At 33.5% G+C, this 15523-nt stretch carries 12 protein-coding genes, 1 tRNA gene and 1 riboswitch; of the genes, 3 read left to right on the forward strand and 10 right to left on the reverse strand.

All coding sequences use genetic code 11. The features are described 5' to 3' along the window. Nucleotides 1-355: 355 nt before the first annotated feature. From ACZM4J_RS00870 to ACZM4J_RS00880, 3 genes are all read right to left on the reverse strand, one after another. The gene (locus tag ACZM4J_RS00870) at nucleotides 356-1177 is read right to left on the reverse strand and encodes an energy-coupled thiamine transporter ThiT (RefSeq protein ID WP_022165364.1); all 822 of its coding nucleotides are present in this window, start codon (nucleotides 1175-1177) and stop codon (nucleotides 356-358) included. A gap of 41 nt (nucleotides 1178-1218) precedes the next feature. Then, nucleotides 1219-1315, reverse strand: a riboswitch (TPP riboswitch). Between the two features lie 74 nt (nucleotides 1316-1389). Next, nucleotides 1390-1998 (reverse strand): thiamine diphosphokinase, encoded by a 609-nt coding sequence (locus ACZM4J_RS00875; RefSeq protein WP_022165365.1) that lies wholly within the window; start codon nucleotides 1996-1998, stop codon nucleotides 1390-1392. Between the two features lie 19 nt (nucleotides 1999-2017). Further along, nucleotides 2018-2932, reverse strand: coding sequence for a hypothetical protein (locus ACZM4J_RS00880; protein ID WP_022165366.1), 915 nt, complete (start codon nucleotides 2930-2932; stop codon nucleotides 2018-2020). A 111-nt stretch (nucleotides 2933-3043) separates the two neighbouring features. Between ACZM4J_RS00880 and ACZM4J_RS00885 the strand changes: the two genes are divergently transcribed. Further along, nucleotides 3044-3115 (forward strand) — tRNA-Arg (locus ACZM4J_RS00885). Between the two features lie 2 nt (nucleotides 3116-3117). Here ACZM4J_RS00885 and ACZM4J_RS00890 read toward each other — a convergent pair. From ACZM4J_RS00890 to ACZM4J_RS00900, 3 genes are all read right to left on the reverse strand, one after another. After that, entirely contained in the window at nucleotides 3118-4182 is a 1065-nt protein-coding gene (locus ACZM4J_RS00890) for a DUF5688 family protein (protein ID WP_428244781.1), read from the reverse strand. 212 nt (nucleotides 4183-4394) lie between these two features. Further along, nucleotides 4395-6227, reverse strand: a complete 1833-nt coding sequence (gene typA / locus ACZM4J_RS00895) for a translational GTPase TypA (RefSeq protein WP_302690067.1) — start codon at nucleotides 6225-6227, stop codon at nucleotides 4395-4397. Nucleotides 6228-6499: 272 nt separating this feature from the next. Continuing rightward, a complete protein-coding gene (locus tag ACZM4J_RS00900; RefSeq protein ID WP_428244782.1) occupies nucleotides 6500-7132 on the reverse strand; it encodes a YigZ family protein in 633 nt (210 codons plus the stop codon). 199 nt (nucleotides 7133-7331) lie between these two features. Here ACZM4J_RS00900 and ACZM4J_RS00905 point away from each other — a divergent pair, with 199 nt between their 5' ends. Further along, on the forward strand, nucleotides 7332-9977 hold the full coding sequence (locus ACZM4J_RS00905; protein ID WP_022164630.1) for a transglycosylase domain-containing protein: 2646 nt from the start codon (nucleotides 7332-7334) through the stop codon (nucleotides 9975-9977). A gap of 85 nt (nucleotides 9978-10062) precedes the next feature. Here ACZM4J_RS00905 and ACZM4J_RS00910 read toward each other — a convergent pair whose 3' ends face one another. From ACZM4J_RS00910 to spoVAD, 4 genes are all read right to left on the reverse strand, one after another. Continuing rightward, the gene (locus ACZM4J_RS00910; RefSeq protein ID WP_022164631.1) at nucleotides 10063-10374 is read right to left on the reverse strand and encodes a hypothetical protein; all 312 of its coding nucleotides are present in this window, start codon (nucleotides 10372-10374) and stop codon (nucleotides 10063-10065) included. Nucleotides 10375-10419: 45 nt separating this feature from the next. Continuing rightward, a complete protein-coding gene (gene gdhA / locus ACZM4J_RS00915; protein WP_022164632.1) occupies nucleotides 10420-11754 on the reverse strand; it encodes an NADP-specific glutamate dehydrogenase in 1335 nt (444 codons plus the stop codon). Between the two features lie 314 nt (nucleotides 11755-12068). Then, nucleotides 12069-12422 carry a stage V sporulation protein AE gene (spoVAE, locus tag ACZM4J_RS00920; RefSeq protein WP_302690070.1) on the reverse strand — a complete coding sequence of 118 codons (354 nt, stop codon included), beginning with the start codon at nucleotides 12420-12422 and terminating at the stop codon, nucleotides 12069-12071. A gap of 176 nt (nucleotides 12423-12598) precedes the next feature. Then, a complete protein-coding gene (gene spoVAD, locus ACZM4J_RS00925) occupies nucleotides 12599-13609 on the reverse strand; it encodes a stage V sporulation protein AD (RefSeq protein WP_117998916.1) in 1011 nt (336 codons plus the stop codon). Between the two features lie 238 nt (nucleotides 13610-13847). On the opposite strand from spoVAD, the gene ACZM4J_RS00930 reads away from it, so the two are divergent. Beyond that, a complete protein-coding gene (locus ACZM4J_RS00930) occupies nucleotides 13848-15371 on the forward strand; it encodes a sodium/proline symporter (protein ID WP_428244783.1) in 1524 nt (507 codons plus the stop codon). The last annotated feature ends 152 nt before the right edge of the window (nucleotides 15372-15523 follow it).

Here is a 15523-nt window from a genome sequence, read left to right on the forward strand (position 1 = left end):
TTAGCAAAAACCTTAACTAATATATAAAGCAATAAAACTTTTAACTCAAACTAAAACAAATTAAACTTCAGCTACAAAATGCTAAAAAGAAGCTGCAACATTTTGTTACAGCTTCAGCTAACAAATTTATAGAACATGTACTCTCCCTCTAATAGTTTATAGTTTAATTTATTTCTAATACCCTTATTTATATTTTACATTCACACAAATACATATCTATAAATATTATTATTTATTTTTCAGCATGATTAATTATTCGTTTTTGCAATTAATTAGTTTTGGTAATTAATTCGCTTTGGTAATTAATTTGCTTATTAATCAGCTTTATTTTCTTTCAAGGTTTGTTTCTGATTTATTAATTTTCTCTTCTAGGCAAAACAGTTTTCTTTTTTGAAACTACTAATTTAGTAATTACATAAGTTAAGCCACCAACAATAACACCTACTAATAAAATCACACCTACTAACATCCAGTTTGTATTTGCGATAAGTGTTATCTTAAATCCGTCTTCTGTCTGGATTTGTCTAAATATAATTAGGAAGTCAACAATTATTGCTATACCACATACTAATACGCCATTTAAAACAGCCATAATGTTCTTTGACTTTTCTCTTGTTACAGGTTTTGCTGCTCTTAAATCAATTGAATTTGAAACAAGCGCCATAACATATACTGTAACTACAGTTTCAGGAATCATGTATGCTCCATTGTATACTAAAGAATATAATGCTCCATCAGCTGTTGGAATTGATACACCTGCCCATACTGTACAACCTGTAATAAAATGACATAAATATCTTAATAAACAAACAATCAATGTTCCTAAAACTAAGGCACCTGTCTGATGTTTATTTTTCTTAACAACACCAAGTAAACCAAGCACTGTAAAAGCCACAATGTAGTCTAAAAGAATTATGGCAATCATAGCTGTTGTTGATGTAGCATAAGAAACATTTGATAGACCTGTTAATAATTGCAAAATACTATATGTAAAACTTGTAATAAGTCCCCATTTCAATCCATGTCTGTAACCTGCAATTATAATAGGCAACATACTTGCCGCTGTTACTGCTCCACCGTATGGCATGTCGATAATCTTAATAAAGCTTAACACAAAAGCCATAGCAATCAAAACTGAACATTCTACCAATGTTCCTGTTTTCTTTGTTTTTTCCATAAAAAAAGTCCTCTTTAGAATATAATATCACCAGAGAACCTATACATAACTAAATGCTTCCTTACGATGGTACTAACCATATCAAGTAGTGAGGGTCGATATACATCTCTCAGCCATCCGGCACCCCTAGCGACATATTTTTCATTATTTATTCTATATTCTTTAACATTTTTTGTCAAGTTGGCAAAGTATTGTATACATATCTGATTAGTTTAATATACAATTAGAAGACTTCCTTTTCCAACTGATATAACAGGATTTGCATTTACAAACTGATTGCTTACCCCTAAAGGTCTGTTTTCCTCAAGCTTATAGCTTTCTATATTATATAATGCATTTTTTATTGTAACATTATGAGCAACTCCGTTTATCGCAAAAACCGAAAATATATTTTTTTCTTTTCCTGTTATTGAAATCGAACCATCTGAAACAACTGTATATGTGTTATTACCATCAACCATCTTAATGTTGGCTCCTAATTGTGATGCATATAAAAGTGTTTGTATATTGGCAAAAGTATGGTCTATCCTTCCACCGGTTCCTCCGAAAATCACAATGATATTAAAGCCTTTGTGCAATGCTGTCTTAACACAAATCATCATATCTGTTTCGTTTTTCATTACTTTGTGCTTTTCCACATTGTCACCAACAGGAACATATCCTAAAGAGTCAAAATCACCTATTACCAAATCAGGTTCTATTCCAAGTTGGTGTATTTTTTCAAAACCGCCATCTGCCGCTATTACAAAATCATTTTCTTTTTTAGTAAAATTGGTACCGGAGTTATCTCCGGCACCAACTATATAACATACGTTTTCCATTTATTTGACCTACTAATTTCTATTTGTTTTTGTTATTTTTTGAAGCTGTTGTCTGTGGCTTTGTTGCACTATTCACCTTTGTAGTAGGTGCCTGTGTTGTCACAGATGCTTTTGTTGTTGCATTGTTAGATGTATGAGATGCAGTTGTTTCATTCTTATTGTTTGAAGTTCCTGTAGTAGTCCCATTTTTCTTTTCATTTGCTTTAGCATTAATAGCATCATAATAAGCCTTAACCTTAGGATCTGATGCCTTAACACTTTCAAATTCTTCCTGAACATCTTTTAATAAATCCTGAACATCAGAATCTTTTGTAACTTTATTCATGTATTTTTGAATATCATCACCACTATCATTTTGAATATAAACATTTCCTGTTTTCTTATCCCTAACAACATATAATCTGGTAATTGCAGGAACTGTTGTGTCAATATTCTTAAGTCCCATCTGATAATATGCATAAACTACATACGTGTCATCATAAGGACCTTTCTTTGTGTAACATTCAACGTCACTATATTCCGATACATAAGTTCTTTGCTTCACGCTGTTAATGTCATATAAGTTTCCAACATACTGTGCAATTGTCTCAGCTCTCTTTGCGTCATCTTCAATTAAAAAAGCATTGAGATAATTTTTTACAACGTCAGTTATTTCAGGATACTTGTCGTCCTGTAGTGGATTCTCAGCTACAGCTTTCTCTGCCTTTGATGGAGTATTAACAACAAAATGTCTTACTAATAAAACACCTCCAACTACAATAACAAATGCTATAACTGCTGCAATTATCATATCAAATCTAATATTTTTCTTTTTTACAGGTTGTTCTCTTCTTACTACCTGTCTGCTATCGTTTTCTACTTCCTTTAGAAGTGCATCAAGCTCTTCCTTGGATAATTTATTTTCATCTTCTTCGAAATCCTTTGGATTATCCACGTTTCACATCTCCTTTATTCAACAATTTCTCTCATAATATCAAAAATAAAACTAAAATTCAACTTAGCAGGTATTGAACCCTTCTTAATTCTAATGTAAAATAAAAGCTATGCATCTGTAGTCTAATGGATAGAACGTCGCCCTCCGGAGGCGATAATGCCAGTTCGATTCTGGCCAGATGCATTTTATTCTATCTCACCAATATCTCTTCTATACATATAAACATGGTCTGATAACACGTCTACCGGATCTAACTGTCTTCGATTTACATCCCTTATCATTTCATCAATATATTCTCTTGAACAGCTAATATCAGGAATTAAAATCACTTCATGTATTGAGCTTGGAATAATGTAAACATCACTGTCATGTTCATTGGCAAAATTCTCTATTGCGTGTGGATATGTAATGCAGGTTGCCCCATTTAATTTCATGGTATTGGACATAACATACATATTAATATCTTCTATTTTCATATTATTAACTTCTTCTCTTACTAAAGTCTTAAGTTCTCCGTAAGTGTAATCTCCGTACATTGTATCTTCGCTTATTATTTCGCCTTCATCACCCTCAAAATTTTCTCCAAATTCGTCTCCGTATCCATTTCCATAATTACTTCCAAACTCATCTTCCACCCAGTCTTCATCTCCTAATATATCTTTTAATATCATATCTGAAATAATATCTTCCATTGGTGTAACTACAACAGGGAATTTATCCCATGTATTTTTGAACGCAATATCCCTAAGTTCTTTTCTGGAAATTCCCCAGCCTTCCAAATGTTCTTTATGAATTAATGCAGTTGCCTGACCTTCCCCATCTTCCGAAACCATGATATAAAATACAATTGCCAAATCTAAAAACTTTAAATGGGGTACTTTTTTCAGCAATTCTTTATTCATTTCATAATTAATCAACTTATAATGTATCATGGTCTTTACTTTCTCAAAATCTGCTATGTCTCTTAAATCTATATCTGCATTAAAGCTATCCATACTATATAAATACATGTTAAAAATCTCAGTACATATATTTGTCATGTCTCTTCCATGCTTAAAATCTACAAAATAATTTCTTAAATATATCGTAGGTGTAGCCACCTCTTCTTTCCTTACAATACTAATGGCTTTTCTTCTAACATTGTTGTTCTTTAAAACATTTCGTACTACAACTACTCCCTCACCTAATTCCTTTTCAACAATGTCTTCAACCCCTCTTTTAACTTCCTTTACAAACTTCTCATAATTCATTACTATTCTTCCTCCGGTAAATATTAAAATATTGTCAGCTAAATGCTACTCTTACATTTTACTTTAGGAATTTAGTAATTGATTTTATTTTTAAGAATGTGTCAAAAATAACTTTTTTGTGCAATTAATTTTCAATAATAACGCAAAAATCGTGTGCGATTAAAACTCACACACGATTTTATGCTTTCCACATACCTGATAAAAATCAAGTATTATTGATTCTGTTTTCTAATATTAGCTCTCTTTCTTAATGTTGGATCTAATATTTTCTTTCTGATTCTTAAGCTTTCAGGTGTAATTTCAAGTAATTCATCTGTATCAATATACTCTAATGCCTGCTCAAGACTTAATTCCTTCTTAGGCACTAATCTTAAAGCTTCATCAGAACTTGATGTTCTTGTGTTTGATAAATGCTTTGTCTTACAAACATTTACTTCGATGTCTTCAGCTCTACCTGTCTGACCTACAATCATACCTGAATATACTTTTTCGCCAGGTCCTATAAATAATGTACCACGCTCCTGAGCATTAAATAAGCCGTAAGTAATCGCTTCACCTGCTTCAAAAGCAATAAGTGAACCCTGTTTTCTGTACTGGATTTCTCCCTTATAAGGACCGTATTCATCGAACATTGCGTTCATGATACCGTTACCCTTTGTGTCAGTCATAAACTGACCTCTGTATCCAATAAGACCTCTTGATGGAATTGAGAATTCAAGTCTTGTAAATCCGTCACCTGTTGGTGCCATTCCCTGTAATTCACCTTTTCTGTTACTTAATTTTTCAATAATTGCTCCTGAGAATTCTTCAGGTACATCAATGTAACAAATTTCCATTGGCTCTAACTTCTTGCCCCGTTCATCTTCCTTGTAAATTACTTCTGCTTTACTTACTGCAAATTCGTAACCTTCACGTCTCATGTTTTCAATAAGTACAGATAAATGAAGTTCTCCACGACCTGATACTTTAAATGAGTTCTTCTCATCTGTTTCTTCAACTCTTAAAGAAACATCAGTGTTTAATTCTCTCATAAGTCTGTCTCTTAAATGACGAGATGTAACAAACTTACCTTCCTGACCTGCTAATGGGCTGTCATTTACCATAAACTGCATAGAAATTGTTGGGTCAGAAATCTTCTGGAATGGTATTGGCTTTGGATTTTCGATTGAGCAGATTGTATCCCCAATACTAATATCCGCAATACCTGAAATAGCTACAATTGAACCAACTGTTGCTTCATTAACTTCTACTTTATTTAATCCTTCAAATTCATAAAGTTTGCTGATTTTTACTCTCTTTGTGTTTTCAGGATCATGATAGTTTGCTAAAACTACATCCTGATTTACTTTGATTGTACCATTATCAACCTTACCAACACCGATTCTACCTACATAATCGTTGTAGTCAATTGTACTAATAAGAACCTGTGTATCCGCTTCAGGATCACCTTCTGGAGCAGGTATATAATCAATAATTGTTTCAAATAAAGGCTTCATGTCTACATCAGGATCTTCCATATCTAATTTGGCAAATCCCTGCTTTGCTGATGCAAATACAAAAGGACATTCAAGCTGATCTTCGTTAGCATCTAAGTCGATAAATAACTCTAATACTTCATCAATTACTTCGCTAGGTCTTGCTTCCGGTCTGTCAATCTTGTTGATACATACAATAACAGGTAAGCTTAATTCTAATGCTTTCTTTAAAACGAATCTTGTTTGAGGCATTGCACCTTCAAAAGCATCAACAACTAAAACAACACCGTTTACCATTTTAAGAACACGTTCTACTTCTCCACCAAAATCAGCATGGCCCGGTGTATCAATAATGTTAATCTTTGTATTCTTATAAGTTACTGCTGTATTCTTAGAAAGAATTGTAATACCTCTTTCTCTTTCAATATCATTTGAATCCATTACTCTTTCAGCAACTTCCTGATTTTCTCTAAAAACACCACTTTGCTTTAAAAGTTCATCTACTAAAGTTGTTTTACCATGGTCTACATGGGCAATAATGGCAATGTTTCTAACATCTTCTCTAATCATCTTTTATCTCCTTATTTGTATTTATTAATCTGCTTTTTATAATATGTGTTAATTGTTAGTTTCTATAATAAACCTACGCTATATACTTTTTCAAAAGTAATTTCAAAACTCACTTTCACTAATCTGCGCATAGGCATAACCTTATTTATTTTATCACAAACTTAATTTTTTTCAATCTTTTCCTATTATATTATAATGGATTTATTTGTATTTTATTACGTTTACAACTAGCGTTTTTTCCATTATTTCTATTTTGTATTTATATAGTGAAGTTAATCAGTACATTTTTGCTTATATTCAATATCATCAACTCTGCTAAATACCGCCTGTCCGTTAGTAGCCTCTACCACCTGACTTTTAAATTTTTCAAAATTTTCTTTTGGCATTTCAATATCTAATTTAACATTTGCGCCGTACTCTTCTTTTGCTTCTATATTCATTTGTGCAATTATATATTTTATTTTTCCAATGCTATTGTAATCACACTCAACTGAAAAACTAACACCTTCGCAAACTCTCAAAAGCCGACTGTTTTCTATTGCTGCCTTAGAGCTTTGACCGTACGCTCTTACAAGCCCACCTGTGCCAAGCAATGTACCACCAAAATATCTTGTAACAATTATAAGGGTGTTATGGATATTACCTTTTGTCAGCACTTCCAAAATCGGTTTACCTGCTGTTCCCTGGGGCTCTCCATCATCACTGAATCTCTGCACTTCATTGTTCTTTCCTATTACAAAAGCGAAACAGTTATGCCTTGCATCCCAATACTGTTTCTTAGTTTTCTCTATTATTTCTAATGCCTGCTCCTCAGAATCAACGGGAAAAACATTGGCAATAAACCTTGATTTTTTCTCTACGATTTCTACCTGAGCCGGACCGTCAACCATGTAAAATTCTTCCATTAATGTACTTTTTCCTTTTACTTTAACTAAAATTTATCTCTGCCATTTTAACATACTTTTTTCTCCATATCCACACTGACAAATATTGCAAATCTTTTTTATTATAAAAACTAATATTTGCATTCGATTTTTGGCGACAAACTTCCCCTTTATTTAATGTATGTCTTTTGATATAATTGAACGGAATAGGAGGTTTTCTATGAATTTTGGATACAGAGAGACCATTGACAAACAAAAAGATTTAGTTTCTGTACAAAGAAAAGTGGTTTCAAAATCATTAGTTGGAGTATTAAAAGTATTTCTTTATCTTTTAGTTCTCCTTATTATTACAGTAGGATTTCTGGGCTTAGGACTTTTACATGGAATTATCAAAAGTGCCCCATCGGTAGATGATATTTCCATCACGCCTTCGGCATCAGCTACTACTGTTTATGATTCTAATAATAAAAAAATCAGTACCCTTGTAACATCCGGTTCTAACAGAATCAAGATAAGTCTGGATCAGGTTCCTGATCATTTGAAATGGGCTTTTATTGATACTGAGGACTCTCGTTTCTACGAACACAACGGTATTGATGTACAGGGTATCGGTCGAGCTGCTTTCATTGCACTTACAACAATGAATCCGTCAGAAGGTGCCAGTACCTTAACTCAGCAGGTTTTGAAGAATAATGTCTTTACTAACTGGACAAATGAAAGTTCTTTCCTCGCTTCTTTTAAACGAAAGATTCAGGAACAGTATCTTGCAGTTCAATTAGAAAAAGTCACATCAAAAGACAAAATATTAGAAACATACCTAAATACTATTAACTTAGGTTCTAATACTTTAGGAGTTGAGGCAGCCTCAAGAAGATATTTTAATAAGAAGGCAAAGAAATTAACAATTTCTGAATCAGCAGTAATTGCTTCTATTACACAGAATCCTTCTTACTATGATCCGATTTTGAATCCTAAGCATAATGCTAAAAGACGTAAAAAGATTCTTAAGAATATGAAAGCCGCAGGTCATATTACTAAGAAGGAATATAAACAGGCTTTAAAAGATGATGTTTACTCAAGAATTCAGAAGGTTAATAACAAAATTGAAAAAAACAGTAATTCAATTAATTCATATTTTGTAGATGAAGTTATTAATCAGGTTATGGATGATTTACAGTCCATCAAAGGCTACTCATACACTCAGGCTTACAACGCAGTGTACAGTGGCGGATTAAAAATTTACTCAACACAGGATAGTGACATTCAGAAGATTTGTGACGAAGAAACATCTAATGATGCAAATTATCCATACTCAATTTATTACTCAATTAACTGGGCATGGACAGTTCAAAATCCTGACGGCACAGTTGATAATTATGATGAAAGTGATATTAGTACCTACCACAGAAAAGTTTTAGGCGAAAGCAATTATCAGTTAATCTTTTCATCAAAAGAATCAGCCAAGGCTGAAGTTGACGCTTACAAGAAACATTTAAAACGAAAGTATTACAAAAAAGGTGTAAAGAAAAAATTAGGCTACATTCAGGCTGAAACATTGTACTATAATCCACAACCTCAGGTTTCATTTACAGTAATGGATCAGAATACAGGCTATGTTAAAGCCATTGTTGGTGGACGTGGAAAGAAAAATGTAAACCTTTCTCTAAACAGAGCAACGGATTCAACCCGTCAGCCGGGTTCTACTTTTAAGGTATTATCTGCTTATGCACCTGCAATTGACACAATGGGCTATACTCTTTCAACTACTATTGTTGATGAGCCATATAGATATGCAAATGGTCGTTCAGTTAATAACTGGTACAGTGGTTATCGTGGAACAGTAACTGTTAAGAAAGCCATCGCTGACTCAATGAATGTATGTGCAGTAAAAACAATTACAGCAATTACACCACAACTTGGTTACGATTACTTATGTAATTTTGGAATAACAACTCTTGTTGATAATCGTGTTGAAAAAGATGGTTCAGTTACATCTGATATACATCAGCCTTTAGCTTTAGGCGGTATTACAGATGGTGTTACTAACTTAGAAATGACTGCCGCTTACGCAACCATTGCTAACTTAGGAACATATACACAACCTGCTTTTTATTCACAGGTAATTGACGAAAACGGACGTGTTCTTCTTGACAGAACTACTCCTACTACTCACACAGTTTTAAAAGAATCTACAGCGGTTCTTTTAACAGAAGCAATGGAAAGCGTTGTTACTTCCGGTACAGGTACATCCTGCCAGCTTGACGACGACATGCCTGTAGCTGGAAAAACAGGTACTACTTCAAGTGAATATGACTTATGGTTCTGTGGTTACACACCATATCTTACAGCCTCAATATGGACAGGATATGATGAAAATAAGTCATTATCAGGTGATCAGGCATTCCATGAAAGAATGTGGTCAAAGATTGTTAGCAAAATTGATAAAGTAAAAAAATACAAAAAGACAAACTTTAAACAGGGAAAAAATGTAAAAGCATACGATATATGCGATTCTTCAGGAAAAGTTGCCATTGACGGTGTTTGTCCTGAAACTCATGTTGAATATTACAAAAAAGGTAGTGAACCGGCAAAATGTAATTATCATTCAAACAGTTACACAAAATCATACAGTAACAGCAATAATTACTACACAAAGAAAAAATATTACAGTTCTACTACTACAAACGCCAGTGAGAATCAGACAACTGCTAAATCAGGAAGTAAAACAACAGCTAAGGCTAAAAGCGATTCAGATTCTAAAGGTTCTACAAAAGAAAACAATAAAAAAACAACTGCAAAAGCCAAAGCTGATACAAAGTCAAAAACTTCAGGTAATTCATCAAAGAAAAATACTTCTGAAGAATAGATTCCCACTACAAAAGGCTCTAGCCAAACGGCTAGAGCCTTTTATTTTTTGTAATATTTCGTCTATCTCATTACTTTTATAGAAGCTATCTTTTCATCCTTAAGATAATTTTATTTTTCTGCTTTGATCTTTTTATATCTCCTTTGTAACTTTCAAAAGTCCCATCTGTCTTTATATTCTTCATGCCTCTAAATGGGAATGCATAAGAATACACTTTTCCATCTTTATAAGTTAATACAAGCTCATTTCCCGAATCTGTCTGTAATACTACCTCTTGCTCACCGTCAGCCTCCATATCCACCTGACACCAGGATTGAATGTTCACTTTTCTCCTTTTTAAGTCTTTCATTCCTATAATAATTGAAAATGTAACAATAAAAAAAAGACGTGCTACCATACAGTAACACGCCTTTATTTATGTTATTATATTTGATTACAATAATTAGCAAACACCCTGTGCTTCCATAGCTTCTGCAACCTTTTCGAATCCGGCGATGTTAGCACCTGCTACATAGTTGCCTTCAAATCCGTATCTCTTAGCAGCATCACTGATGTTACGATAAATATTTACCATGATTGTCTGTAATTTAGCGTCAACTTCTTCAAATGTCCATGAAAGTCTTTCTGAGTTCTGTGACATTTCAAGAGCTGATGTAGCAACACCACCTGCATTAGCAGCCTTACCACCAACGAACCAAACTCCGTTTTCCTGTAAGTATTCTGTTGCATCAATTGTTGTAGGCATGTTAGCACCTTCACAAACAGCTTTACATCCGTTTGCAACTAACTGCTTAGCATCATCAATAAGTAATTCATTCTGTGTAGCACATGGAAGAGCGATATCACACTTAATCTGCCATACTCCACGTCCTTCATGATATTCAGCTGAAGGTCTTGCTGCAGCATATTCTGTAAGTCTTGCTCTCTTAACTTCCTTAACTTCTTTAAGAAGATCTACATCGATTCCTTCTGGATCATAAATCCATCCTGTTGAATCAGAACATGTAACAACCTTAGCTCCCATCTGATGAGCTTTCTGAATAGCATAGATAGCAACGTTACCAGCACCTGATACAACTACTGTCTTGCCTTCCATTGTTTCCCCATGATCTTTCATTAATTCCTGTGTTAAGTAAAGTAATCCGTATCCTGTAGCTTCTGTTCTAGCTAAAGAACCACCGTATGTAAGTCCCTTACCTGTTAGAACACCTTCATATAATCCACGAATTCTCTTATACTGTCCGAACAAATATCCGATTTCTCTTGCACCTGTTCCAATATCACCGGCTGGTACGTCTGTGTCTGCTCCGATATATTTGCAAAGTTCTGTCATAAAGCTCTGGCAGAATGCCATAACTTCTCTATCTGATTTTCCCTTAGGATCAAAGTCAGAACCACCTTTACCACCACCGATTGGAAGTCCTGTAAGTGAGTTTTTGAAAACCTGTTCAAATCCTAAGAATTTAATAATACCAATGTTTACTGATGGGTGAAGTCTCAAACCACCCTTGTATGGTCCAATAGCTGAGTTGAACTGTACTCTGTATCCTGTATTTACCTGTACCTGTCCATTATCATCAACCCAAGGAACTCTAAACTTAATCTGTCTTTCAGGTTCGCAAATTCTTTCAAGTAATGCTTCCCTCTTAAATTTTTCCTCGTTCTTTTCGATTACAGGTCTAAGTGATTCTAATACTTCATCAACTGCCTGTAAAAATTCTGGTTCGCTAGCGTTCTTTTCATGAACCTTAGCTAATACCTCGTCTACATATGACATATTTGTAGCCCTCCTTAATATATTTTTCTTAATCTCGTGTATTACTTTTTTTACACTTTAACACACTAAAGAGAATTATATATTAATTTCTTTACTTTATCAAGTATTTCAAACATTAAACTTAATATTGTAAAGTGTTTTGTTTTAGAGCTTTATTTTATTAAGTGTGGACTGAATTTTTATAGCGATTACTTAATACTTTTAAGCGTACTTTATTTTTCACTTTTATGAGCAAACTTTTTCTTTTATTTTGTTAATTTTTTCACTATTTCATCTGCTATTTTTTTAATGTTTTTTTACTATTTTGTCACCTTTTATTTTATTTTGGGTTTAAAAATCAAAGATGCTAAATATCCGAAAATTAACGCCCCAGAAATTCCAACTGCACTGGAAGTAAAACCGCCTTTAAACAATCCTAAAAAACCTGATTCTTCTATGGCTTCTTTCATTCCCTTCCACAGATTATTTCCAAAGCCTAGTAATGGCACTGTTGCGCCACAGCCTGCCCACTTTGAAAAAGGTTCATAAATTCCTATTGCCCCTAAAATTACTCCCAAGCAAACTAAACCTACCATAATTCTTCCGGGAGTTAGTTTTGTTTTATCAATAAATATTTGCACAATGGCACAAATAATTCCACCTACCAAAAAACTTTTTATAAATATCATTTCTAATCCTTCTTATATTTAATTAAATTTTATTTATTATATACTTTTTTATTGTCACTAACCTGTACTTATTTAATCTTCTATTTTTATCTTATTTAATCTTATTTTATTCATCTTATTAACCAATTTCATTTACTTATGAGATTATAGTTAAAACATATATATTAATTGCCATTTTAATCTGCCTCTATTTGTACTAAATGTGCAATTCCCGGAACGCTGTTTCCTTCATTAAAACTTACCGGAGACATTAAAGCACCTGTAGGCACAAACAATATCTTTTTCCAGACCTTCTTTTTTAACTGTTTAAAAATGTATGATGTTAGAATTGTGGCAGCACAACCACAGCCACTTCCTCCTGCATGTGTGTCCTGACTACTACCATCAAACATTTCCACGCCACAGTCCATATGCTTTTTGGATATGTCATATCCTTTTTCTCTTAATAAATCCATTAGAATTGTCTTTCCAACTATGCCTAAATCACCGGTTATTATTTTGTCGTAATCTTCAGGTGTGGTGTTGAAATCCTTAAAATGTCTGTACAAGGTATCTGCTGCTGCCGGTGCCATGCAGGCCCCCATATTTTGTGCATCTTTTACACCATAATCCACAATTATGCCGGTAGTTATTCCTGTGATTTTTGCAAAACCTTTGTTTTTACTTACCACCACTGCGCCAGCTCCGGTTACCGTCCAGGTTGCAGCATAAGGTCTTTGATTTCCATAGGCAAGTGGAAATCTAAACTGTCTTTCTGCACTTGCAAAATGACTTGAAGCTATGGCAATTACGTTTTCTGCATTTTCACCGTCTACCGTTATTGCCGCAATACTTAACGCTTCACCAATTGTGGAACAGGCACCATACAGACCAAAGAAAGGTATTTCAAAATCCAGTATGCCAAATGTAGTAGCTATAAGTTGTCCTAACAAATCCCCTGCAAAAATGTATCTGATGTCTTCCTTACTTAAATTAGACTTAAAAAGAAGTTTCTGTATTACTTCTTTTTGTAAAAGACTCTCTGCATCTTCCCATGTATCCTGACCAAGCATTGGATCCTGTTCTACCACATCAAATAACTTTCCCATGGGTCCTTCACCTTCTTTTTGTCCTACAATGGAAGCGCCTTCCAAAATATATGGTGGATTATCAAAAGCTATGCTTTGTTTTCCCATTATTCTACCCATATTTCCATCCTCACTTTAATTTTTACTATTATTTTGCACTTAATTTTTCAATTTATTCCTATTTACTATTTTTATTAATTACTTTTTTAGTTGCTATTTTAATGTTATTTTAGTTGCTATTTTAATATTTTATTAGTTGCTTTTTAATATTTTATTTGTCACTATTTTGTTTTTTACTTGATTAAATTTCTTTTTTTTTATAGAATATAGAAGAATTTTGTTATGAGGGGAGAATTTTATGACAACATCAGAAATTGGTATTTTAATTTCCATCATTGTTTATATGGTAGCAATTATTGGAATTGGTGTTTATTATTCAAAAGTAAATAATAGTACCGAAGATTTTTATTTAGGCGGAAGAAAATTAGGACCTTTCGTTACTGCAATGAGTGCCGAAGCTTCAGACATGAGTAGCTGGCTTCTTATGGGACTACCGGGCGTTGCCTACCTTACAGGTATTTGTAATGCTTTCTGGACTGCTGTAGGTCTTGGCATTGGTACATACGTAAACTGGTTAATCGTTGCAAAGAGACTTAGAAAATATTCTGTTATCTGTGGAGATGCAATTACAGTTCCTGACTTTTTTGCTAACAGATACAGAGACAAAAAAGTTCTTAAATGCGTATCAGCTCTTATGATTATTATATTCTTTGTACCATATACAGCTTCAGGTTTTGCTGCCTGTGGTAAGTTATTCCATTCATTATTTGGAGTTGACTATATGGCTGCCATGGTTATTAGCGCAATCGTAATTGTTGCTTATACTACTCTTGGTGGTTTCTGGGCTGCAAGTACAAGTGATTTTATCCAAAGTATTGTAATGTCTGTCGCATTAATAATTGTTATTGGATACGGAGTATATTCAGTAGGTGGTATTGATGTTGTTGCTTCTAATGTAAAAGATTTACCAGGTTACATTAATCTTAACGCAACCTTTGATGCAACAACTAACTCATCTTCACCTTATGGAATAATAACTATTTTCTCAACATTGGCTTGGGGACTTGGATATTTCGGTATGCCACATATTCTTTTAAGATTTATGGCTATTGAAGATAAAAATAAAATCAAATTATCAAGAAGAATCGCCAGCGTTTGGGTTGTTATTGCAATGGCTATAGCAATCTTCATTGGTGTTATCGGTCACACAATGTCACAGGTTGGCGTTATTGATAACTTAAAAGATTCAGAAACAATTATTGTTCAGATTGCAAATGTTTTAAGTTCACATGGTATTTTATTTGCAATAATTGCCGGTGTAATCCTTGCAGGTATTTTGGCATCAACAATGTCAACTTCAGATTCACAGCTCCTTGCTGCTTCATCAAGTGTAACTGAAAACTTAATGGACGGAGTTTTAGGAATTAAATTATCAGAAAAAGCAAAAGTAATCGTGGCAAGATGTACAGTTATTGGTATTGCAATTGTTGCCATATTCTTAGCATCAAATCCTGACAGCTCAGTATTCCAGATTGTTTCTTTTGCCTGGGCAGGTTTTGGTTCAACCTTTGGACCTGTAATGTTATTTGCCTTATTCTGGAAACGTTCAAACAAATACGGTGCTATTTCAGGTATGGTAGCCGGCGGTGCAATGGTATTTATTTGGAAATTTGTCGTTCGACCATTAGGCGGTGCCTGGGATATTTATGAATTACTTCCTGCATTTATTATTGCCTGCGTATTCATTATTGTTATAAGTTTACTTACAAAGGCACCTGAACAGGAAATTATTGATGAATTTGATTCAGTAAAAAATGCTTAAATGTAATTATTTAACTATTTAATAAATATAAAACTACTTCATCATTTCCTTTAAGCAAAGTGATGGAAATATAGAAAATAATATAATTTTTCACATAAAAAAGAGATGCTGTCAACACATTGATAATGATATGATAACATCTCTTTTTTGTT

The organism is Eubacterium sp. (genome assembly GCF_057858645.1).

Bases quoted from the DNA above. Each gene is read 5' to 3' on its own strand.
- ACZM4J_RS00870 (WP_022165364.1), bottom strand. From the start codon at position 1,177: ATGGAAAAAACAAAGAAAACAGGAACATTGGTAGAATGTTCAGTTTTG.
- ACZM4J_RS00875 (WP_022165365.1), bottom strand. From the start codon at position 1,998: ATGGAAAACGTATGTTATATAGTTGGTGCCGGAGATAACTCCGGTACC.
- ACZM4J_RS00890 (WP_428244781.1), bottom strand. From the start codon at position 4,182: ATGAATTATGAGAAGTTTGTAAAGGAAGTTAAAAGAGGGGTTGAAGAC.
- typA (WP_302690067.1), bottom strand. From the start codon at position 6,227: ATGATTAGAGAAGATGTTAGAAACATTGCCATTATTGCCCATGTAGAC.
- ACZM4J_RS00900 (WP_428244782.1), bottom strand. From the start codon at position 7,132: ATGGAAGAATTTTACATGGTTGACGGTCCGGCTCAGGTAGAAATCGTA.
- ACZM4J_RS00905 (WP_022164630.1), top strand. From the start codon at position 7,332: ATGAATTTTGGATACAGAGAGACCATTGACAAACAAAAAGATTTAGTT.
- ACZM4J_RS00910 (WP_022164631.1), bottom strand. From the start codon at position 10,374: ATGGTAGCACGTCTTTTTTTTATTGTTACATTTTCAATTATTATAGGA.
- gdhA (WP_022164632.1), bottom strand. From the start codon at position 11,754: ATGTCATATGTAGACGAGGTATTAGCTAAGGTTCATGAAAAGAACGCT.
- spoVAE (WP_302690070.1), bottom strand. From the start codon at position 12,422: ATGATATTTATAAAAAGTTTTTTGGTAGGTGGAATTATTTGTGCCATT.
- spoVAD (WP_117998916.1), bottom strand. From the start codon at position 13,609: ATGGGTAGAATAATGGGAAAACAAAGCATAGCTTTTGATAATCCACCA.
- ACZM4J_RS00930 (WP_428244783.1), top strand. From the start codon at position 13,848: ATGACAACATCAGAAATTGGTATTTTAATTTCCATCATTGTTTATATG.